This window comes from Salinirubellus salinus (assembly GCF_025231485.1).
GTDB lineage: Archaea > Halobacteriota > Halobacteria > Halobacteriales > Haloarculaceae > Salinirubellus > Salinirubellus salinus.
On the sequence record NZ_CP104003.1, the window covers coordinates 2,579,795 to 2,600,583 of the forward strand.

General features: G+C 69.1%; 17 protein-coding genes. 10 read left to right on the forward strand and 7 right to left on the reverse strand.

Annotated elements, in window-relative coordinates; genetic code table 11:
- The first annotated feature begins 109 nt into the window (after positions 1 to 109).
- Positions 110 to 2,293 carry an elongation factor EF-2 gene (locus tag N0B31_RS13740; protein ID WP_260592195.1) on the forward strand — a complete coding sequence of 728 codons (2,184 nt, stop codon included), beginning with the start codon at positions 110 to 112 and terminating at the stop codon, positions 2,291 to 2,293.
- 404 nt (positions 2,294 to 2,697) lie between these two features.
- Here N0B31_RS13740 and N0B31_RS13745 read toward each other — a convergent pair whose 3' ends face one another.
- Entirely contained in the window at positions 2,698 to 3,522 is an 825-nt protein-coding gene (locus N0B31_RS13745) for a hypothetical protein (protein ID WP_260592196.1), read from the reverse strand.
- An 84-nt stretch (positions 3,523 to 3,606) separates the two neighbouring features.
- On the opposite strand from N0B31_RS13745, the gene N0B31_RS13750 reads away from it, so the two are divergent.
- The 3 genes from N0B31_RS13750 (at position 3,607) to N0B31_RS13760 (ending at position 5,823) form a co-directional block, all read left to right on the forward strand.
- Positions 3,607 to 4,074: a cupin domain-containing protein gene (locus N0B31_RS13750; protein WP_260592197.1), complete on the forward strand. Its 468-nt coding sequence runs from the start codon at positions 3,607 to 3,609 to the stop codon at positions 4,072 to 4,074.
- 38 nt (positions 4,075 to 4,112) lie between these two features.
- Positions 4,113 to 4,505, forward strand: a complete 393-nt coding sequence (locus tag N0B31_RS13755; RefSeq protein ID WP_260592198.1) for a DCC1-like thiol-disulfide oxidoreductase family protein — start codon at positions 4,113 to 4,115, stop codon at positions 4,503 to 4,505.
- 70 nt (positions 4,506 to 4,575) lie between these two features.
- Entirely contained in the window at positions 4,576 to 5,823 is a 1,248-nt protein-coding gene (locus N0B31_RS13760; RefSeq protein WP_260592199.1) for an outer membrane protein assembly factor BamB family protein, read from the forward strand.
- Between the two features lie 220 nt (positions 5,824 to 6,043).
- Here the strand turns inward: N0B31_RS13760 and N0B31_RS13765 are convergent, their stop codons facing one another.
- The 3 genes from N0B31_RS13765 to N0B31_RS13775 are packed head-to-tail and all read right to left on the reverse strand — an operon-like array spanning position 6,044 to position 10,865.
- The gene (locus N0B31_RS13765; RefSeq protein ID WP_260592200.1) at positions 6,044 to 7,720 is read right to left on the reverse strand and encodes a thiamine pyrophosphate-binding protein; all 1,677 of its coding nucleotides are present in this window, start codon (positions 7,718 to 7,720) and stop codon (positions 6,044 to 6,046) included.
- Between the two features lie 55 nt (positions 7,721 to 7,775).
- Entirely contained in the window at positions 7,776 to 9,770 is a 1,995-nt protein-coding gene (locus N0B31_RS13770; protein ID WP_260592201.1) for a TRAP transporter permease, read from the reverse strand.
- A 9-nt stretch (positions 9,771 to 9,779) separates the two neighbouring features.
- On the reverse strand, positions 9,780 to 10,865 hold the full coding sequence (locus tag N0B31_RS13775) for a substrate-binding domain-containing protein (protein WP_260592202.1): 1,086 nt from the start codon (positions 10,863 to 10,865) through the stop codon (positions 9,780 to 9,782).
- A gap of 215 nt (positions 10,866 to 11,080) precedes the next feature.
- On the opposite strand from N0B31_RS13775, the gene N0B31_RS13780 reads away from it, so the two are divergent.
- Positions 11,081 to 12,631, forward strand: a complete 1,551-nt coding sequence (locus N0B31_RS13780; protein WP_260592203.1) for a long-chain-fatty-acid--CoA ligase — start codon at positions 11,081 to 11,083, stop codon at positions 12,629 to 12,631.
- Positions 12,632 to 12,797: 166 nt separating this feature from the next.
- On the opposite strand, the gene N0B31_RS13785 is transcribed toward N0B31_RS13780, so the two are convergent.
- Together N0B31_RS13785 and N0B31_RS13790 are read right to left on the reverse strand one after the other, a co-directional pair.
- Entirely contained in the window at positions 12,798 to 13,958 is a 1,161-nt protein-coding gene (locus N0B31_RS13785) for an acyl-CoA dehydrogenase family protein (protein WP_260592204.1), read from the reverse strand.
- Positions 13,959 to 14,033: 75 nt separating this feature from the next.
- Entirely contained in the window at positions 14,034 to 14,513 is a 480-nt protein-coding gene (locus N0B31_RS13790) for an RNA-binding protein (RefSeq protein ID WP_260592205.1), read from the reverse strand.
- A gap of 129 nt (positions 14,514 to 14,642) precedes the next feature.
- Between N0B31_RS13790 and N0B31_RS13795 the strand changes: the two genes are divergently transcribed.
- The 5 genes from N0B31_RS13795 (at position 14,643) to N0B31_RS13815 (ending at position 20,335) form a co-directional block, all read left to right on the forward strand.
- Positions 14,643 to 14,948, forward strand: coding sequence for a DUF7562 family protein (locus N0B31_RS13795; RefSeq protein WP_260592206.1), 306 nt, complete (start codon positions 14,643 to 14,645; stop codon positions 14,946 to 14,948).
- A 94-nt stretch (positions 14,949 to 15,042) separates the two neighbouring features.
- Positions 15,043 to 16,404 carry a ribonuclease catalytic domain-containing protein gene (locus tag N0B31_RS13800; RefSeq protein WP_260592207.1) on the forward strand — a complete coding sequence of 454 codons (1,362 nt, stop codon included), beginning with the start codon at positions 15,043 to 15,045 and terminating at the stop codon, positions 16,402 to 16,404.
- 75 nt (positions 16,405 to 16,479) lie between these two features.
- Positions 16,480 to 18,471 carry a COG1361 family protein gene (locus N0B31_RS13805; RefSeq protein ID WP_260592208.1) on the forward strand — a complete coding sequence of 664 codons (1,992 nt, stop codon included), beginning with the start codon at positions 16,480 to 16,482 and terminating at the stop codon, positions 18,469 to 18,471.
- Positions 18,471 to 19,202 carry an ABC transporter ATP-binding protein gene (locus N0B31_RS13810; protein WP_260592209.1) on the forward strand — a complete coding sequence of 244 codons (732 nt, stop codon included), beginning with the start codon at positions 18,471 to 18,473 and terminating at the stop codon, positions 19,200 to 19,202. Before N0B31_RS13805 ends, N0B31_RS13810 begins: the two co-directional genes overlap by 1 nt.
- Positions 19,199 to 20,335 carry an ABC transporter permease gene (locus tag N0B31_RS13815; RefSeq protein WP_260592210.1) on the forward strand — a complete coding sequence of 379 codons (1,137 nt, stop codon included), beginning with the start codon at positions 19,199 to 19,201 and terminating at the stop codon, positions 20,333 to 20,335. The genes N0B31_RS13810 and N0B31_RS13815 overlap by 4 nt, the downstream gene beginning before the upstream one ends.
- 156 nt (positions 20,336 to 20,491) lie before the next feature.
- On the opposite strand, the gene N0B31_RS13820 is transcribed toward N0B31_RS13815, so the two are convergent.
- Complete coding sequence (locus N0B31_RS13820; protein WP_260592211.1) at positions 20,492 to 20,701, reverse strand: TOBE domain-containing protein; 210 nt, start codon at positions 20,699 to 20,701, stop codon at positions 20,492 to 20,494.
- Positions 20,702 to 20,789: the final 88 nt, after the last annotated feature.

The following is a 20,789-nucleotide window of genomic DNA, read 5'->3' on the forward strand; positions in this document are numbered from 1 at the left end:
CGACACCCACCCCACGGCAACGTAGCACACGGTAGAGAGACGCGCGATACCGCACGAACGCGGGTGAATCACTATCCTTTTACCGCTCCTGCCGAAAGCCACCTGCATAATGGGCCGACGCAAGAAAATCGTACAGGAGTGCGAGAAACTGATGGACAAGCCGGAGCAGATCCGGAACATCGCCATCGCCGCACACGTCGACCACGGCAAGACGACACTCACCGACAACCTGCTCGCTGGCGCGGGCATGATCGCCGACGAGGGCGAGGCCACGCGCCTGATGATGGACACCGAGGAGGACGAACAGGAACGTGGGATCACCATCGACGCGGCGAACGTCTCGATGACCCACGAGCACGAGGAGACCAACCACCTCATCAACCTCATCGACACGCCCGGCCACGTCGACTTCGGTGGCGACGTGACCCGCGCGATGCGTGCGGTCGACGGGGCGCTCGTCGTCGTGGACGCCGTCGAGGGCGCGATGCCGCAGACGGAGACCGTCGTCCGCCAGTCGCTCCGCGAGGGCGTCAAGCCCGCGCTGTTCATCAACAAGGTCGACCGCCTCATCTCGGAACTGCAGGAAGGCCCGCAGGAGATGCAGGAGCGTCTCCAGAAGGTCATCGCCGACGTCAACGACCTCATCCGCGGCATGACCGAGGACATGGACGTCGACTGGACCGTCAGCGTCGAGGACGGCACGGTCGCGTTCGGGTCGGCCCTCTACAAGTGGGGCGTCTCCGCCCCCTCGATGGTCGAGACGGGTATCGGCTTCCCGGAGATCATCGAGATGGAGCGCAACGACCAGCGGCTGGAGCTCCACCAGCAGACGCCGCTCTCGGACGTCGTGCTCGACATGGTCGCCGAGCACTTCCCGAACCCCGTCGAGGCCCAGCCCCGACGTATCCCCGCCGTCTGGCGGGGCGACCCGGACTCCGACCTCGCACTCCAGATGCGTGACGTCGACGACGACGGCGAGGTCGTCTTCATGGTGACGGACATCTCCATGGACCCGCACGCCGGCGAGATCGCCACCGGGCGACTGTTCTCCGGTACCATCAAGAAGGGCCAGGAGCTCTACGTCTCCGGGACCGCCGGCAAGAACCGCGTCCAGTCGGTTGGTATCTTCATGGGTGGCGAGCGCGAGGAACTCGACCGGGGCGTCCCGGCCGGGAACATCGCCGCTGTCACCGGCCTGCGTGACGCCATCGCCGGCTCGACCGTCTCCTCCGTCGAGATGACCCCGTTCGAGTCCATCGAGCACATCTCGGAGCCGGTCATCACGAAGTCCGTCGAGGCGAAGTCGATGGACGACCTCCCGAAGCTCATCGAGACGCTCCGTCAGGTCTCGAAGGAGGACCCGACCATCCGCATCGAGATCAACGAGGACACCGGCGAGCACCTCATCTCCGGGCAGGGTGAACTCCACCTGGAGGTCATCACCCAGCGTATCGAGCGCAACCAGGGTATCCCGGTCACGACCGGTGAGCCCATCGTCGTCTACCGCGAGGCCCCGACGGCCCAGAGCCGCGAGGTCGAGGGCATCTCCCCGAACCGGCACAACCGCTTCTACATGAGCGTCGAGCCGCTCGACCAGGAGATCGTCGACCTCATCAAGCTCGGCGACGCCTCGATGGACATGCCGGAGCTGGAGCGCCGCGAAGCGCTCATGGAGGCCGGCATGGACAAGGACACCGCCCAGAACGTCGAGCACATGTTCGGCACGAACATCCTCATCGACGACACGAAGGGTATCCAGCACCTCAACGAGACGATGGAGCTCGTCATCGAGGGGCTGGAGGAGGCCCTCGAGGACGGCCCGCTGGCCGGCGAGCCGGTCCAGGGTGCCCTGCTCCGCCTCCACGACGCCCGCCTCCACGAGGACGCCATCCACCGCGGTCCGGCGCAGGTCATCCCGGCGACCCGCAACGCCGTCCACCGCGCCCTGATGGACGCCGAGGTCCGTCTGCTCGAACCCATCCAGAACGTCCGCATCGACGTTCCGAACGAGTACATGGGCAGCGCGTCCGGCGAGATCCAGGGTCGCCGTGGCCGCGTCGACGACATGTACCAGGAGGGCGACCTGATGGTCGTCGAGGGCATCGCGCCCGTCTCCGAGATGATCGGGTTCTCCTCGGACATCCGTAGCGCCACGGAGGGCCGTGCCTCGTGGAACACGGAGAACTCCGGGTTCCGCGTGCTGGCCGACAACCTCCAGCCGGAGGTCATCGCCGAGATCCGCGAGCGCAAGGGGATGAAGGCAGAGCTGCCGCAGGCCGTCGACTACTTCTAGACCACTTTTCACTCGTCGGGTGCCCGCTGCGCGGGCACCTCTCCTCGTAAAAACGTGGGGGAAAAGTGCGCTTCTCGCGCCTTCGGCGCTCGAAGCGGGTGGGTACACTAGCCATCTACCGCACCGCGACCGCACAGCACCGCGAACGTACAGGCCCTATAGTCGCAACCATAGCAGCGCTACCGCGCCGAGCAACGCCACGACGACGGCGAAGCCGATGGCGATAGCCGCGGGGACGAGTCCGCTCCCCGGCGGGTCGAAACTGGGTACCGTAGTCGTCGATGGCGCGTCGGTTGGGGTGACTGTCGGACTCGGCGGGGGTGTCGGAACCGAGGTCGGGGACTGGGTGGTTCCAAGTGGTGTTCGGGTCGTGATCACCGTCCCGTCGGGGAAACGTGTCGGCGTCATCGTGGTCGGGCTGGCCGTCGGGGGGCCCGAGTTGCCGGACGGGAGGTCGCCGTCGACGTCGGTGTCGGCGGAGCGGACTCGACGACCAGCGTCGCCACGTCCGTCTCGGTCCCGTTCACGGACATGGTGAGGTCGTACTCGCCAGTCGGCAGTGTGCCGTTGTCGGGAGGACGAGTGACGTCCGCCTCGACGAGCGATAGCTCCCCGCCGACCGCGAATCCGTCGGTGCTGACGTTCCCGGTGTCGAACAGCAGGGTGCCACGGACGTCGCCGGAACCGTTCGGTGCGACGGTGACGTTCGACCGGAAGTCGGTCGCGTTCGAGCGGATGGCGACCCGGAGCGTTTCGGCGTCAGAACAGCGGTCGACCACGAGACCAATCTCGGCGAGGCCACCGGGACGGACCGATGTCACCGAGTCGGCGAACGCGTCTTTCGACTCGCCGCTCTCGAAGACGGTGATGGACGCGTTCGCGGTGGCCTCGCCGTCTCCGAGCGTGAACCGGTACTCGCCGGAGAGACACTCGAACCGAGCCGGAAACGTGACGTTCAGGGCCCCGTCGTCAGGAACGAACACGCGGACTCCATCCGTGGTCTGCTCGCCGTCGAACAGCTCTGCGACCGTCGAGTCGTTCAGGTCCGGTGAGGTGACCGTGACGTTCGTCCCAGTCCGACCAGCGACCGAGAGCGGCACGTTCCGAGAGCCCTCGTCCAGTGTGATTGCGTCGGACTCGAACGTCGCGGTGAACTCGGGCTGAGCGGTGGCCGTCGGTCCGAGACAGACGAGGAGGGCCAGCGCGAGGAGGGCGGGGGCAGGACGCACGCCGAGGACGTGTCTGTCGAACGACAATTGCCTTCCCCCCACCGCGACGGTACCCTTTAGCCCCACCCCACCGACCCGCCGTCCATGGAACACGCACGCATCGAGGACATCGACTCGTGGATGGGGCCGGCGACGGGCAAGCGCTCGCTGACGAAGGCGCTCGGAGCGACGGACGTGGCGCTCAACCACTACGTCCTCGAACCGGGCGAGTCGTTCGCGTTCGGCTACCACGAACACGAGGGACAGGAGGAGATATTCTACGTGATGACGGGTGAGGCGACGTTCGAGACCGAGGACGGAGACGTCTCCGTCGGCGCCGGCGAGGCCGTCCGGTTCGGACCCGGCGAGTTCCAGCAGGGGTGGAACCGCGGCGACGAGCAGGTGGTCGCGCTGGCCATCGGCGCCCCGCAGGAGTCCGGCGAGACGACCATCCTCCGGGAGTGCGAGGCGTGTGGCGAGCGGACCGGACAGGAGATACAACCGACCGACGCGAAGGACGCGCTGGTGACACTGTGTCTCGAGTGCGGAGCGGAGACCGGTCGGTTCTCGTAGGGCGAAAGCCCCACCCGTCGGGACGACGTAGTCCGGGTATGAGCGACGACGACCCCGCGACGTTCGTCTACGACGACGACTGCGGCTTCTGCACGTGGTGGGCGGAGTTCTTCGAGCGGCGTAGCGACCTCGACGTCGTGGGGTTCTCGGCGACGACCGAGGCGGAGCGCGAGCGCCTCCCGGCCGACTGGGAGGAGTGTGCTCACCTCCTCACCCCCGGCCGGGTCTACTCCTGCGGCGAGGCCATCGAGGCCGCGCTGGAGCGGACCGGGCTCCTGCCGGGCGGCGCCCGGACGTTCCTGAACCAGTTCGCGGACTACGGCCGCCTGCGGGAGCGACTCTACCGTGAGGCCGCCGACCGACGTGACCTGTGGGGGCGGTTCGTCTCCAGCGAGCCGCCGGCCCGGCGCTCGGGCGGGTCCGGCGAGTGACCCGGACGAGAGTCAAACGGCTGCCGTAGCCTCCAGAAAGCCCTTTCCGAGCCACTCACTCGTCCCGAGCATGGAACGCAGGCGACTCCTCCAGCGTCTCGCCGGCCTCGGCGTGGCCGCCGCAGTCGGTCTCGCCGGCTGTACACGGGGCGAGCAGCCGGGCGGCACGGGGACGCCGACGGACACGCGGACACCGACCGACGGACCGACCGAGACCCGTCCGCCCCGCACCCCGACCGCCCCCGAGCGCTACACCCGGCGTGGGCGGGGTGACGGGGGTGCTGTCGTCGCCAGCGAGGCGTTCGACGCGACAGTCGCCTTCCACGCCGCGGGCGACACGGTCCGGGCCATCGAGAGGGACGGGGAGGGACGCTGGACCGCCGAGGGTGCCCCCGAGGATGACGTCGAAGGAGCCACCATCGTCGGCACGGACAGCCTCGTGGTCGCGTGGACTGGCGAGACGCGGGCGTACGACCCCACCGACGGGAGCGAACGCTGGCGGGCGGCCCGTGGCTGTGTCGGGCCACCGGCCGTCGTCGACGACAGGGTCGTCCTCGTCGACCAGCAGGGGCGAGTCGTCGGGCGGGCGCTCTCACGCGACGACGAGCGGTGGACCGGGGCCCTCGGGGGGACACCGACTGGCCTCGTGGGCGTGGGCGGGAGCGTCGCTGTCGCCACCCGTGGCCCGGGCGACTCGGCACTGGTCCGGACGCTCGACCCCGGTGACGGGAGCGAGCGCTGGCAGGTCCACCCCGGCTACGAGGTGACGACCCCGCCGGTCGCCGTCGACGGGAGGGCAGTGGTGGGAGTACTCAACTCGGGTCACGAACTCGGTGACGCGACGGCGACGGCGTCGCCCACCGACGGGGCGGCGAGTGGTGCGGTCGTCGGCTGTGCCGACGGGACCGAGGCGTGGACGACTGGTGTCCAGGGCCGGGTGAACAGGCTCCTCGCCGGTGGTTCCGACCGGGTGTTCGCAGCCCACGAGGCGTTCGTCTTCGAGAGACTGGAGCGGCGGCCCCACCTCTCGCTGCTCGGCCCGGACGGGACCGAGTGGACCCGGCGCCCGGCCCCGGCGAGCATCGGGCCGGTGGTGACGCAGGGGGCCGTCGCGCTGTCTGGGCGGAGTCCCGGCAGTGGCGATGCGCCTGGCGACCCCGTGACGCTCACCCGCGACCAGGTGACCGGGGACACCATCTGGCGCCAGTCGAGGGGTGCAGACGCCGTCGCGGCGGCCGGCGACGTGTTCGTCGTGGCCGACGGCCCGCGGGTCCGTGCGCTCGACGCCCCGAGCGGCCGAGAGCGCTGGACGGCCTGAGCGGGGCCGTCACGGGACCCAACCGCTCCGGAGCGGTACGGAGTGGAAAGGCCACCGTTTCGGGTGGAACAGAGAGAACGTTCAAGTACGGTGACGGAACCAGCCCCCGCCGTGACGTAGTCGTCGCGGCGGCCGGCCAGCGCGGGAGCGCGGCCCACCGGTCGTCACTCGGGGGTGTGGGCCGTCTGTCAGCCACCTATCGAGGGCCACCAGCCACTGGTCAGTCCGAGACGAGGACGTCGACGACGCTCGGGCCGTCCGTCGCGAGCGCACGGTCGAGCGCCGGCGCGAGGTCGGCGTTCCGCTCGACGAGTTCGGCGCTGGCGCCGTGTGCCCGCGCGGAGCCGGCGACGTCCACCGGCGGGTCGAAGTCGGTCCCGAGGAACGCGTAGTCGGACTCCTCGCCCCCCTCGAGCGCCAGCATGTTGTCCTTCAGGATGCGGTAGTTGCGGTTGTCCGAGACGACCACCGTGAGGTCGAGGTCGTACCGCGCGGCCGTGTAGACGGCGTGCGGGTAGTAGAGGTACGAGCCGTCGCCGACGAAGCCGACGACGGAGCGCGGGTCCTCGCGCATCGACGCCGCGAGCGCGGCCCCGACGCTCGCGGGGAGGCCGTAGCCGAGACCGCCACCCTTGTTCGAGAGGAACTGGCGGGGCGAGAGCGGCCAGCGCCGGAGGAGCGCGTACTTCGAGGTGACGCCCTCGTCGACGAGGAAGGCGTCGGGGGCGGCCGCCCGGAGCGCGTCGGCGAGTTCGCCCTTCGTGGGTCGGTCGTCCGCCGACCCCGTGGCCGTCTCGACCCGGGCCGCAGCCCGCCGCTCGTGGGTGCGGTCGAGTCGACGCTCGCGGCGCGAGTCGGGAACACGGTCTGCGACGAGGTCGGCCAGCTCGCCGAGGTTCGCCGCGAGGTCGCCGTACACCACCGCGTCGACGGGCTCGTTCTTCCCGAGTTGCCACGGGTCGACGCCCACGTGGACGCAGGTCGTCTCGGGGTCGAGCAGCGGTCGCTCCCGCCGCGTCAGCGTGGTGTTCGTCGAGCAGCCGACGAACACGAGCGTGTCCGCGTCGAGGGTCTCGCGGGCAGGCCCCTCGCTCGACGGGACGAACGAGACCCACTGGTCGTGGTCGCCGGGGAAGCTCATCTCGGCGGAGAGGATCTCGCCGTGGACTCGCGCCCCGGACGCCTCCGCGAGGTCGACGGCCGCCTCGATAGCGTCGAGGCCGGCTCGTGCGACGTGGTCGCCGACGACGATAGCGAGGTCGTCGGCGTCGGCGATGTAGTCTGCGGCGTGGACGACCTGTTCTGGCGCGGCCCGGCCCGGTTTCGGAATGGGGCCGAGCCGCTCCGGGCCGCGCTCGGCGGGGGCCTGCATCACGTCCAGCGGCAGCGCGAGGAACACCGGCCCGGTCGGGGGCGTGAGCGCCACCCGGAACGCCCGCCGGAGCATCGTCGGGAGCGCCCGGACGTCGAGCACCTCGTCGCTCCACTTCGTGAACGGGGCGGCCATCTCGACGAGGTCGCCCGACAGGATTGGCTCCTCGTGGCGGAAGTCACGGCTGTGGTTGCCCGCGGTGACGACAAGCGGCGCACCGGCGACCATCGCACCGTAGAGGTTCCCCAGCCCGTGGGCGAGCCCCGGCGCGACGTGGAGGTTGGCGACGCCGACCGGGTTGACGGAGGGGTCGTCGTGGGCGTGGTAGCGGCGGGTGCTGGCGTAGCCCGCCGCCGCCCCGACCGCCACGTCCTCGTGGAGGCCGAGCACGTACTCGACGTCGCTGTCCTCGAGCGCGTGCATCACGGGGAGTTCGGTCGTCCCGGGGTTGCCGAAGACGTGCTGTACGCCGTAGCGTTCGAGGGCGTCGACGAACACGTCGGCGCCGGTGTCGCTGTCGGTCATGGTTGGGTATCGTGGGTGAGTGGGAAAAGTCCGGACCGCGAGGCCCGAAAGCCGATCACTCCTGCGAGGGGGTCACGACGGCCGGCAGGCGGTCGAGCTGGGTCAGCCCCAGCCCCGCGAGCGCGAGCGTCGCGGCGCCGACCTGGACGGCGGTCATCGGGGCGTACAGGGCCACGAGCGAGAGCCCGAGGTACGCCGACCGGTGGGGGAGGCCGAGGTCGTGGCGCCCGTCGTAGCCGGTGGTCGCCGCGACGAGCGCGACGACGCCGACGAAGACGATGCCCGCGTGGAGCAGCGTCTCCGGGAACGACCAGAAGATGAGACTCCGGTTCGAGATGAACGCGAACGGGATGAAGAAGCCCGGCGCGCCGATACGCAGGGCCTGCATCCCGGTCTGCAGGAAGTCCGCGTCCGAGATGCGTGCTCCGACGGCGACCGCCACCGCGACCGGTGGCGTGATGGCCGAGAGCATCGCGAAGTAGAACACGAACAGGTGCGCGGTTATCTCGGGCACGCCGACCTGGATGATACCCGGCGCGACGAGGATGACCACGAGGATGTACGCGGCGGGCGTCGGCATCCCCAGTCCGAACAGGATGCTGAGGACCATCGCCATCAGGAGGACGGCGATGAGGACCCCACCCGCCAGCCCCACCATCCGGATGGAGATTTTCTGTGCCAACCCGGTCTGCGTGAGCATGCTGATGATGACACCCATCGCGGCCAGCACGCCGACGAGCGGGGCCATGTCGACCGCGCCGTCGCGGAACCCACGGAGCGTCTGGGCGGTCGTGTCGACCAGCGTCCGGACCGACGGGCCGTCGACCGCGAGGTTGCGGACGTACATCGTCCCGACCATCGTGAGCGCGGTGTAGAGCCCGGCACTCAGCGGGGTGAGCCGGAGGATCACGAGCGTGTAGACCAGCACCACCAGCGGGACGGCGAAGTGCGCGCCCCCGCGGAGGATGCTCCGGTCGAACTCGCCGGTCTTCTCGGTCGTCCAGCCGAACTTGAGGACGACGAACTGCACGGCGATACCGACGCTGAAGTAGAACAGCAGCGCCGGGAGCAGGCCGGCCTGGATGATGCGCACGTAGGGCACCTGCAGGATGTCGGCCATGATGAACGCGGCGACGCCCATCACCGGGGGCATCATCTGCCCGCCGGAGGAGGCGACGCTCTCGATGGCGGCGGCGAAGTCCTCGCGGACGCCCTGCCGCTTCATCATCGGGATGGTGAAACTGCCGGTCGTCGCGGTGTTGGCGGCGGCGCTCCCGGTGATGGAACCCATCGCCATGCTGGAGATGACCGACACCTGGACGACGCCGGAGCGGAGCTTGTTGCCGAGCTCCGTCCCCACGTCGAGGATGTAGTCGAGCGCCCCGAACGTCTTGGCCATCCCGGCGAACATGATGAAGATGGCCACCCACGTCGTCCCGACCCCGAGGATGAAGCCGTAGGTGCCGCTGAGACCGATGGCGCCGAAGCGGGCCACGTCCTGCCACGACATCCCGGTGTGGCCGAGGAAGCCGGGGAGCCACGGGCCGGCCATCGCGTAGGCGACGGCGGCGATCACGACGGAGGTGATGGCGAAGCCGTAGGCGCGTCTGGTCGCGTCCGAGACGAGGAGGACGATGAGCGCGCCGACGACGAAGTCGACCTCGGAGTAGCCGAGGACGGGGGCGTCGAACTGGAGTCGCTGGAAGTTCAGTTCGACGTAGGTGGCGACCCCCACCGCGAGGACCGCCGAGAGCAGCGTCACGTAGCCGTCGTACGGCCCGACGACCGACTGGATGCGGCCCGTGATGGAGCCGTCGTACTCGATGTCGCGGTCGCGGTAGGCCTCGATATCCTCCGTGCCGAAGACGTGTTTCTTCGTCTCGTAGAGGTAGAACAGGGCCACACCGGCGCCGAGGAAGACGTTCGAGTGTCGGACCCGGACGAACGGGCGGTCGAAGGCGTAGAACAGCATGTACGCGGTCAACGCGATGCCGATGACGGTGATGAGACTCGTCAGGGCGCGCTCCCGGGTGACGGTGGGGGTGTCCATCGGAGCGGGTTACTCCTCGCCGCGGGTGAACTCGTCCGACCAGAGTCCCTGCTCCTCGTAGAAGTCGGCGGCCGCCGGGTGGAACGGAACGCCGTCGTAGGCGTTCTTCACCCAGAACTCGCCGTCAGCGAGGTTGTTCAGGAGGCCGTGGTACTCGCCGAGCCCCTCGCGCTGTTCCCACATCGTCGAGAGGAGGTTGTAGACGGCGTCGTAGCTGAAGTCGTTCCGGACGACGAAGTTGTACGCGAGCGACGGCAACACGACCGGGTCGGGCGTGTAGGCGTAGTTCTCGAGGTCGCCGGTGTCGACCTCGGTGAGGAGGAGCCCCGGGTCCTCCTCCATCTTCGCGACCGTCTCGTCGGACCAGCCGAGCATCCGGAGGTCCGTCGTCCCCTTCATCTCCTGGAGCCAGCCGGGTTCGATGGAGAAGTTGACCAGCGTCGAGACGCCGACGTCGAGGCGGCCCTCGCTCATCGCGCTGCCCTGGCTCCCGTAGTCGATGCTGACGCGGTTGTAGTCCGCGCCGGAGTAACCGAGTGCGGTCTCGAGCATCTCCGCGGTCCCGGCCCCACGCGGGGCGGGCGAGACGCGACTCCCGGACTCGATGTCGCCCGCCGTCTCCCAGCCGTCGTTGGCGGTCGCGAAGAACCAGCCGAGGTCGTACAGGTGGAACACCTGGTTCGGCGTGAACGAGAGGTTCCCGAACGGCTCCTCGCCGGCGTTGATCTTCGCGGCGGTCCAGTTCTGGATGTACGCGATCTGGATCTCCTCGCGGTCGAGGCGGCCGATGTTGGCGTTCGTCCCCTCGCTGGGACGGGCGTCGAGGCGGACCTCCTCGCTGTTCTCGTTGACGACCGCCGCGATACCCTGACTCATCGCGTAGGCGGCCGTCGTCTCCGTCGAGGTGGTCATGACCATGTCCGTCGGGCCGGAGCCACCGTCGCTGCTGCCAGAGTCGGCGTCGCCGCCGCCGCTCCCCCCATCGTCACCGCTCCCGTCGCCGCTCCCGTCGCCGTTCCCCCCACCCATACAGCCGGCGAGGGCCGTGACACCGGCCGCGCCAGCGGTTCCCTTCAGGAAGGTTCTGCGGTCCACGTCGCCACTACTATTTAAATAATGCCGTGTCATACTGATTCGGAGTTTCGGACATACGCATTAATACCTTATGATAGATGCGGAATTTTGCTGAACATTGTAACTTGTTCTCACTCATGATTTAACAGAGTACGGAAATCCGCCGGATATGCTGAGCAGGCTCCACCCGGATTGACAAGGCTCTTTTACTTGTTGTCCATCTCGTCCCGTACCGAATGACCAATCTCGTTGCCGAGGTCGCCGCGGCCGTGGACGAGTACCCCACGGAGACCGCCATCGCCTACGACGGTACTGTCACCTCCTACGAGGAGTTCTGGGACCGAGCCGGCCGGTTCGCGGCCGCCCTCGACGAACGCGGCCTCGGGCCGGACGACCGCGTCGCCATCTACCTGCCGAACCTCCCGCAGTTCGTGACGGCGTTCTACGGGACGCTCCGCGCCGGCGGCATCGTCGTCCCGATGAACCCGCAGTACAAGGCCCGCGAGATAACGCACCTCCTCTCGGACTCGGGGACGAAGGCCGTCGTCACCCTCGCCGAGAACGCGGGCGCCGTCGAGTCGGTCGTTCCCGAGACGGACGTCGAACACGTCGTCAGCGTCGGCGAGGACGTCGAGTCGGCGACCGAGTTCGAAGCCTTCCTCGCGGACGAGACGCTCGACGTGGTCGACCGGGCCGACGACGACGTCGCCTGCCAGCCCTACACCTCGGGGACCACCGGGAAACCGAAGGGCGTCCTCCTGAGCCACCACAACCTCGCGTGGACCGGCCGGACCAACGCCGAGCTGGTCGAGGGCGGCCTCACCACCGACGATGGCCTCGTCGGCACGCTCCCGCTGTTCCACATCTACGGGATGTCCGTCGTGATGAACGCCGCACTCGTCAACGGCGCGGCCTACTACCCCGTCACCGAGTGGGATGCCACCGAGGTGATGACGAGCATCGAGGAGCACCGCCTCACCGTGATGTACGGCGTCCCGGCGATGTTCAACGACATGATCAACCAGCCGGACGCCACCGACTACGACCTGAGCTCGCTCCGGTTCATCAACTCCGGCGGCGACTCGCTCCCCATCGAGGTACTGGAGACGTTCGAGGAGCTGTTCGACGCCGAACTCTACGAGGGGTACGGCCTCACCGAGACCAGCCCCACGACCCACGCGAACAAGCCCGGTGCCCGCCGCAAGGGCAGCATCGGCAAGCCCCTCCCCGGCGTCGACTCGAAGGTCGTCGGCCCGAACTTCGAGCCGATGCCCCGCGTCGAGGAAGGGCCCGTCGACGAGGACGTCGACCTCGACGCGGTCGTCGGCGAGATCGTCGTCGCCGGCCCGAACGTGATGCAGGGCTACTACGGACTCCCCGAGGCCAACGCGGCCGCGTTCACCGACGAGGACGGCACCCGCTGGTTCCACACCGGCGACCTCGGCTACTGGGACGAGGACGACTTCTTCTACGTCGTCGACCGCGACAAGCACATGATCGTCACGGGGGGCTACAACGTCTACCCCCGCGAGATAGAGGAACTCCTCTACGAGCACCCAGACGTCGCGGAGGCCGCCGTCGTGGGTATCCCGGACGAACGCCGTAACGAGACGGTCAAGGCGTTCGTCGTCCCCGTCCCCGACGCCGACCTCTCGGGCGAGACCATCAAGGAGTACTGTCTCGACCGCCTCGCGGCCTACAAGCACCCCCGCGAGGTCGCCATCGTGGACGAACTCCCGCGGACGACGACCGGGAAGGTGCAGAAGTACGAGCTGGAGAACGAGTAGGTGGCGCGTCTCTCGTCGTCGTCGCTGATTCGGGGAGTTTCGGAGCGGAGGGAGAGCGTTCGGTCCGGTCTCGTCTGTGTACTCGCGGACCCACGGTTCCGCGCTCGGGTCGAGAGTTCGCTGCGCTCGCGTTCCCGCGAAACCTAGTTTCGCTCGGTTTCGCGCCTTACTCGAACGCCGCGATACCCGTCAGGTCGTGGCCGATGATGAGCGAGTGGATGTCGTGGGTCCCCTCGTACGTGTAGACCGTCTCGAGGTTCGCCATGTGGCGCATCGGCGAGTAGTCCGCGGTGATGCCGTTGCCGCCGAGCATCTCGCGGGCGATACGCGACTGGTCGCGGGCCATCCGGACGTTGTTCCGCTTGGCCATCGATATCTGTGCGGGCTGGAGGTCGCCGCGCTCCTTCAGGTCCGTCAGCCGGTGGGCGAGCAACTGGGCGGTCGTGATCTGGGTCGCCATCTCCGCGAGCTTCTCCTGCTGGAGCTGGAACCCCGCGATGGGCTTGCCGAACTGCTCGCGGTCCTTCCCGTACTCGAGCGCCGTCTCGAAGCAGTCACGCGCGGCACCGATTGCGCCCCACGCGATGCCGAAGCGGGCCTGCGAGAGACAGGACAGCGGCCCCTTCATCCCCTCGACACCGGGCAGGACGTTCTCTTCGGGGACGTACACGTTCGAGAGTTCGATCTGCCCCGTGATGGACGCGCGGAGCGAGAGCTTCTCGTCGATCTTCGGCGTCTCCACGCCGTCGCGGTCCGTCTCCACGAGGAAGCCCTTCACCGTGTCGTCGTCCGAGCGGTCCTTCGCCCAGACGAGCGCCACGTCGGCGATGGGGGAGTTGGTGATCCACGTCTTCGTCCCGTTGAGGACGTAGCCCTCGTCCTCGGCCTCGGCGTACGTCTCCATCGAGGACGGGTTCGAGCCGTGGTTCGGTTCGGTCAGGCCGAAACAGCCGATGGCCTCGCCGCGGCCCATCGCCTCCAGCCAGCGGTCCTTCTGCGCCTCGCTCCCGTAGCTGTGGATGGGGTACATCACGAGCGAGCCCTGGACGCTCGCCATCGAGCGCAGCCCCGAGTCGCCCGCCTCGAGTTCCTGCATCAGGATGCCGTAGGCCTTCTCCGAGAGGTTCGGCAGGCCGTAGCCCTCGAGGTTGGGCGCGAAGAACCCGAGTTCACCCATCTCGGGGATGAGGTCGGTCGGGAACGTCCCCTCGACCCAGTGGTCGGCGACGACGGGGTCGAACTTGTCCTCGACGAACTCTCGCGCGGTCTGCTGCACCATGCGCTCCTCCCGGCCGAGGTCCGCCTCCAAGTCCACGTAGTCTAACATGGCACCACCTCAGGAGTGGAGTGGTAAAAACGCTCTTACCGCGGCACGCTGTTTATCGTCTGGTTGACGTGTCGTTCAGACGGAGAACCCGTACAGCTCGTCGCCGACGTGGTGGAGCGACTCCACCACCTTCCCGCTGTCGCCGACCATCTCGCTCCCGGCGACGTCCGCGCGACCCACCGCGAGCACCTTCCCGTGAGTCTCCTCGGCGATGGCGACGAGGGCACCCGGCTCGATGGAGCCGTCGGCCGCCGTGATGCCGGGGCGCATCACGTTCGCGCCGTCGCTGACGAACGAGACGGCGCCGGCGTCGACGGTGACGACGTTGCGTTCGGGCGGGAACGCGTTGGCCCCCTTCACGGTGAGGAACGGCTCGCCGTCGAAGAACACGACGAGCGGTTCGCCGTCGACCAGCACGACCCGCTGGTCGGAGTCGACGAACTCCACGTCCTCGAACGCGTCGCCGTCTATCTCGACGCCCAGCGTCTCGCGGACCGCGTCGCGGATCTCGTCGATCTCGTCGCCCCGGAGGTGGTGGCGGGACTTGACTTCCATGCCCCGAGGTCCGACCCGGTGGTGGATAAATCGTGTGTTGGCGAGGAACTCCGCGGCGGGGGAGACTCACGGGCCAGTGAGTGCCGCGGGACAAACGCCTAAGTGGTCGGGCGCGAACGTCGAAGCGAGATGTGGGGCAGCCGGGACCGGCGTCGCAGTCGGGTCACCTGTATCGCCTGCGGCGAGGACGTCCCCCGGGCGGACGCCCGCGAGTACGACAAGTACGGCGACCGCTTCGACCGCCGAGACAAGGAGTTCGAACACCTCTGCAAGGACTGCTACCGCGAGCAGAGTCACCAGCCACGCGGCGGGCTGGAGGACCTGCTCGTCGAGAGCGGCGCGGGCGAGACGGACCGGGACGGGTTCCTCGAGACGTACACCGACCTCGTCCGCGAGGAGTTCGAGACGCGGCGCTCGGAGTCACGCGAGGACTGAGGCGGTCACGGCGCGCCCCAGCCACCTCGTGGCGCACCCCGTTCGACCCTCGCCACCCGCCAACTATTCAAGTACAATCCCCGTAGCGCGTCCCATGAGCGACGAGCGCGACGAACAGGCCTACGCGGGGACGGCGGAGGGGCAGGGCCCGGTCCAGATCGATGAGGAACTGGCCCGCCACCTCGCCAACAAGCGCGAGGAGCTGTTCGAGGAGTTCGAGATACTGGACGAGTTCCCGCGGGAGGTCGTCCGCGAGGCCGAGGAGCGGACCACCGACATCGAGAGCGAGATACAGTCGGAACTGGACGAGGACTACCGCACCGACCACCGCGACCTGACGACCTGCACCATCGACCCGGCCGACGCGCAGGACTTCGACGACGCCATCTCCATCGCCAAGGAGGACGGCTACTACCGCCTCTGGGTCCACATCGCCGACGTCACCCACTACGTCCACCCCGGCAGCGCGATGTGGGAGGAGGCGGTCAAGCGCGCGAACACGGTCTACCTCCCGGCGTACACGATGCACATGCTCCCGCCGGTGCTCGCCGAGACGGTCTGTTCGCTCGTCCCGAACGAGGACCGGCTGGCCCACACCGTCGAGATGCTCGTCGACGAGGAGACGCTCTCCTACGAGGAGATAGACATCTACAAGAGCGTCATCCACTCCGACGAGCGGCTCACCTACAACCAGGCCGAGGCCCGACTCGACGAACCCGACGCGGACCTCCACGAGGAACTCGTGCTGGTCCACGAGCTCGCGGACGCGCTCCACGAACAGCGCAAGGAGGACGGCTCGCTCGTCCTCAACCCCGGCCGTGACCGCGCCCACACCATCATCGAGGAGTGCATGCTGAAGGCGAACAAGGCCGTCACGCACGAACTCCAGTGGGTCCGCGGCCTCGAGGCGATGTTCCGGGTCCACCCCCAGCCGAGTCCGCAGGAGTGGGACAAGGCTCTGCAGGAGATCCAGGAACTCGACGGCGTCTCCATCCCCGGCGAGGCGTGGGACGACCCCCGGAAGGCCGTCAACGCGACGCTGGAGCAGGCGCCCGGCCGACAACTGGACAAGATCCAGTGGGCTGTGATGAAGGTGATGCCCCGCGCGAAGTACATGAACGACCCGTTCGGCGGGCACCACGCGCTGAACTTCGAGGTGTACGGCCACTTCACCTCGCCCATCCGCCGACTCTCGGACCTCGTCAACCACTGGATCATCTACCAGGACGAGACGCCCGCCGACCACGACCTCGCGGCGCTCTGTGACCACGCGAGTTCGAAACAGAAGGACGGCGAGACGGTCGAGCGGCTCTACAAGCAGTTCCTCCAGGAGGTCGGGCTGGACCCGCACGCGGTGAACAACCGCGGGCTGGAGGTCGTGAAGGATCCCGAAGACGAGGACGAGGAGAGCGAGGCCGAGGCCGCCGAGGAGGAGGCCGAAGCCGGGATGGACTGAGCCGGCGGCCGGCCGCCGTTCGCCCCCCGCGACACGAACCCTTTTGCGCGCTGACCACCTATTCTAGTCAAGCGAATGCGACGCCTCCTCGCCGTCCTGATGGTGCTGTTCCTGCTCACACCGACGGCCGCAGTCGCGGCCGTCCCCGACGCCCGCATCACGGTCTCGGACGTGACTGTCGCACCCGACGGTCCCGTGACGGGTGAACCAGTCACCGTCACCGCGACGGTCCAGAACTCCGGCGGCTCGCCCGAACCCGTCGAGATAGACCGGGTCGTCCTCCGTCGCGCCGACGGGGGCGAGCGACTCGCCACCGCCGACGAACCCGGGGCGCTCTCGCAGGGTGGCGCCCTGACCGTCGACCTCGTCACCGAGTTCGAGGCGGCGGGCCGGGTGGACCTCGAGGTCGTCGCCGTCGGGACGGACACGAACGGGAACGAGACCCGCGCGGTCCGACCGTTCACCGTCGTCGTGGAGCGGGCCCCGCCGACGATGGACGTGGTCGTCGCCGACCCCGTCGTCGGCGTCGAGAGCGACGTGGCGGTGACGGTCTCGAACCCGTCGGCGACCGAGCGGCGGAACCTCGAACTCACGCTCTCGGGGCCGGACGGCGAGCGGACCCGGGCGACCGTCCCGGCGCTCGCGGCCGGCGCGAGCACGACGGTGAACCTCTCCCTTCGACCGAACGAGGCGGGACCACGCGAGGGGGAGCTCTCGCTCGCGTACACCACCTCGACGGGCGACCGGGCGAGGACGACGCAGTCGCTCGCCTACGAGGTGACGCCGTTCCGTGAGGACCTCGGGGTGAGCGTCTCGCGGACCCCGCCGGCCGACGGTGGTGACGGCGGTGACGGCGCCGGCCTCGGTGGTGCCGTCGCAGGTGGGGGCGGCGGTGGCGGGGGCGACGGCACGCCCGACGACACCGGCCCGGCCGAGTCGGTCACCGTCGAGGTGACGAACTTCGGGAACACCGCGGCCAGCGGCGTCGTCGTCCGTCCCGTCCTGACGAGCGACGCGGCGGCCGACCGGACGCTCCCGCGCGAACCCGTGGGCGACCTCGCGCCGGGCGAGTCCGCCACGGTGCAGGTCGACCTCGGGGGCCGCCCCATCGGCGTCGCCCAGACGCTGAACGTCACGCTCGCGTACACCGCCGCGACGGACCGGAACCGCGTGGTCACGGGCGCGACGTACGACCTCACCACGCTCCGGCAGGACGTCGGCGTGGCCGTCCGCCGGGCACCCGAGCAGATGCAACAGCAACAGGCAGGTGGGCAGCTGGGCGCGTTGCTCGGGGCGGCCGGTGGCGGCGCGGCGGGCGGTGGCGGCGGGACCCTCCAGTCGCAGGACGCGGGCGACGAGCCCCGCGAGGCCGCCGAGGTCGAGGTGACGAACTTCGGCAACGTCCCGGTCAGCGAGGTCGTGGTCCGCCCGGTCGCGGGCGAGACGGAGCTCCCGCGCCGGTCCGTCGGCTCGCTCGAACCCGGGGAGTCCGACACCGTCACGGTCGACCTCTCCGGGCTGGAGGGCGCGACGCTGACCGCCACCGTGGAGTACCGCTACGGGGCCGGTGCCGTCGGCACCGTCACCGGGACGTACGACTACGCGCCGGCCAGCGGCGAGGTGCGCCTGACCGACGTGAACCTCGAGTTCACCGAGGACGGCCGCCTGCTCGTCACCGGGAACACCGGCAACGTCGGCGACAGCGAGGTGACGGCGGTCGTCGTCAGCGTGGGCGAGAGCGAGCACGTCTCGCCGGCGTACCCGCAGCGGGACTACTTCGTCGGGAGCGTCGAGTCGAGCGAGTTCGCGCCGTTCGAGTTGACCGCCGACGTGGACGCCGAGAACGCCACCGAGATCCCCGTCCAGATCACCTACCGCACCGGTGGCGAGGAGCGGACCGAGACGGTGACGCTCCCGTACGACTCGGCGCTGGCCCCCGAGGACCAACAGCGCGGGCTGAGCCTCGGCGGTGTCGGCATCGGTGTCGACGCCACGGGCGCGCTCGCGGGCGTCCTCCTCGCGCTGATCGTGCTCGTCCCCACCGCGTACCTCGCCCGGAGACGGTGATGCCCGCGAGCGAGTCGGAGGCGGTCGAGACCGAGAGCGAGGCCACGAACACCGGCCACGAGCGCGTCCCGCCGCTCGAACTCCGGGAGGTCGTCAAGGAGTACGACTCCGGGGCCGAGACGGTCCGGGCGCTGAAGGGCGTGGACTTCCGCGTCGACCGCGGGGAGTTCGTCAGCGTCGTCGGCCCCTCGGGGTCCGGCAAGTCGACGATGCTGAACATGCTCGGCCTGCTCGACGTGCCCACCAGCGGCGAGGTGCTGCTCGACGGCGCCGACGTCACGACCTTCTCCGAACGCGAGCGGACCGACGCCCGCAAGGAGTACATCGGGTTCGTCTTCCAGTCGTTCTTCCTCATCGACTCGCTCACCGCCGTCGAGAACGTCACGCTCCCCACCGTCTACGACCGGGACCGCGACGCCACCGCTCGCGCCGAGCGACTGCTCGAACGGGTGGGACTCGGCGACCGACTGGACCACACGCCCGGCCAGCTCTCGGGGGGACAGAAACAGCGCGTCGCCATCGCCCGCGCGCTCGTGAACGACCCGGACGTGCTGCTGGCGGACGAACCGACCGGCAACCTCGACCAGGAGACGGGGACCACCATCCTCGAGGAGTTCTCGCGCATCTGTGACGAGGAGGACGTGGCCGTCGTCACGGTCACGCACGACCCGCTCGTGAGCGACTACGCCGACCGCGAGGTCGAACTGGTGGACGGGGTGATCGGCGGGTGACGGTGCTCGAGCGGTTCCCGGCGGTGCTGATGGCGTTCCGGAACCTCGACCGCAACCGCCTGCGTTCGGCGCTCGCGGCGCTCGGCATCGTCATCGGCGTCGTCGCCATCGCCACGCTCGGCATCTTCGGCAACGTCCTCCAGCTCTCGGCGACGAACGAACTCGGCGGCATCGGCGACCAGGTCATCGTCTCGCCGAACACCGACACCGGCGAGAGCACGCTCTCGCCACGCGACGTGGCGACCGTCCAGCGCGTCGCCGAGGGCCGCGGGGAGGCCGTCCCGCTCGTCACCAGCGGCGCCGTCGTCACCGGTTCGGGCGGCCAGTCTTTCGCCCAGCTCTACGGGCTGTCCGACCCAGCCGCGCTGTTCGAAGCCGAGGCGGGGACCCTCCCCAGACAGCACAGACAGGGCGCCATCGTCGGCCAGTCGCTCGCGGCCGAACTCGACCTGCAGGTCGGGAGCGCCATCGAGATAGAGGGGAACCGCTACCGGGTCGTCGCGGTGCTCGCCGAGGGGGAGGACATCACGCCCATCCGGCCCGACAACGCCGTCGTCCTCCCCGAGGACGAGTTCGTGCAGGACGGCTACAACCAGGTCGTCGTGCAGGCCAACTCCGGCGAGGACGCCCGGTTCGTCGCGGCGACGGTCCGCGAGCGACTGAACGCCCGCGAACAGCGCGTCTCCGTCTTCGAACTCGGGAGCATCCTCGACCAGATACGCGAGTTCTTCACCCTCCTGAACGGCTTCCTCATCGCGCTGGGGACGGTGTCGCTCGTCGTCGCCGGCGTCGCCATCTTCAACGTGATGCTGATGAGCACGCGCGAGCGCCGCGGCGAGATCGGCGTGCTGCGCGCCGTCGGGGTCCAGAAGGGCGACGTGCTCCGGACGCTCGTGGTGGAGTCGGCGCTCCTCGGGGTGCTCGGCGGGTTCGTCGGCATCGTCGTCTCGTCGCTGGCCGTCGGCGCCCTCTACCAGTTCAGCCCCATCGGACTGGACGTGGTGCTCGCCCCCTCGAACGGGTTCTACCTGCTGCTCGCGTTCGGGTTCGGCGTGCTCATCGCGCTGCTGTCGGGGCTGTACCCGGCGTGGAAGGCGGCGAACGAGCACCCGGTGGACGCGCTGCGGGACTGACGACCAAACTTTTGCACGCTCGTGGGGCGCGACGGAGTCGCGCCCGACTCGCGGCAAAACTTTGGATTCGAAAGGGCGCGCCATCGGGGCCTTCGGCCCCTCCGGCGCGGGTGGGTGTGCTGGCGGTCCCGCACCGCCTCCGCCATCGCTACCGCCCTACGCCTTGTCTATCATCACTTCGCTGGCCTTGACGACGGCGCTCACGTCGTCGCCCTCCTCGAGACCGAGTCGCTCGACGGAGCCACGGGTGATGGTCGAGGTGACGGTCTGCCCGTCGCCGAGTTCCACCACGACCTCGGCCATCACGCCGTCCGTCGTCACCGCGGTCACCGTCCCGTCGAGTCTGTTGCGGGCACTGAGTACCATGGGCCGTGGAGGGGTCCGGAGCGGCAAGAGGTGTGGCTTGGCCGACACCAACGTGGCGCGGGAGTGACACGCCATCCGGCGACACCCG

Excerpts from the sequence above, each read along its gene's own strand:
- N0B31_RS13800 (WP_260592207.1), top strand. The coding sequence starts at position 15,043 with ATGAGCGACGAGCGCGACGAACAGGCCTACGCGGGGACGGCGGAGGGG.
- N0B31_RS13785 (WP_260592204.1), bottom strand. The coding sequence starts at position 13,958 with ATGTTAGACTACGTGGACTTGGAGGCGGACCTCGGCCGGGAGGAGCGC.
- N0B31_RS13810 (WP_260592209.1), top strand. The coding sequence starts at position 18,471 with ATGCCCGCGAGCGAGTCGGAGGCGGTCGAGACCGAGAGCGAGGCCACG.
- N0B31_RS13780 (WP_260592203.1), top strand. The coding sequence starts at position 11,081 with ATGACCAATCTCGTTGCCGAGGTCGCCGCGGCCGTGGACGAGTACCCC.
- N0B31_RS13760 (WP_260592199.1), top strand. The coding sequence starts at position 4,576 with ATGGAACGCAGGCGACTCCTCCAGCGTCTCGCCGGCCTCGGCGTGGCC.
- N0B31_RS13770 (WP_260592201.1), bottom strand. The coding sequence starts at position 9,770 with ATGGACACCCCCACCGTCACCCGGGAGCGCGCCCTGACGAGTCTCATC.
- N0B31_RS13790 (WP_260592205.1), bottom strand. The coding sequence starts at position 14,513 with ATGGAAGTCAAGTCCCGCCACCACCTCCGGGGCGACGAGATCGACGAG.
- N0B31_RS13805 (WP_260592208.1), top strand. The coding sequence starts at position 16,480 with ATGCGACGCCTCCTCGCCGTCCTGATGGTGCTGTTCCTGCTCACACCG.
- N0B31_RS13755 (WP_260592198.1), top strand. The coding sequence starts at position 4,113 with ATGAGCGACGACGACCCCGCGACGTTCGTCTACGACGACGACTGCGGC.
- N0B31_RS13740 (WP_260592195.1), top strand. The coding sequence starts at position 110 with ATGGGCCGACGCAAGAAAATCGTACAGGAGTGCGAGAAACTGATGGAC.
- N0B31_RS13795 (WP_260592206.1), top strand. The coding sequence starts at position 14,643 with ATGTGGGGCAGCCGGGACCGGCGTCGCAGTCGGGTCACCTGTATCGCC.
- N0B31_RS13765 (WP_260592200.1), bottom strand. The coding sequence starts at position 7,720 with ATGACCGACAGCGACACCGGCGCCGACGTGTTCGTCGACGCCCTCGAA.
- N0B31_RS13820 (WP_260592211.1), bottom strand. The coding sequence starts at position 20,701 with ATGGTACTCAGTGCCCGCAACAGACTCGACGGGACGGTGACCGCGGTG.
- N0B31_RS13750 (WP_260592197.1), top strand. The coding sequence starts at position 3,607 with ATGGAACACGCACGCATCGAGGACATCGACTCGTGGATGGGGCCGGCG.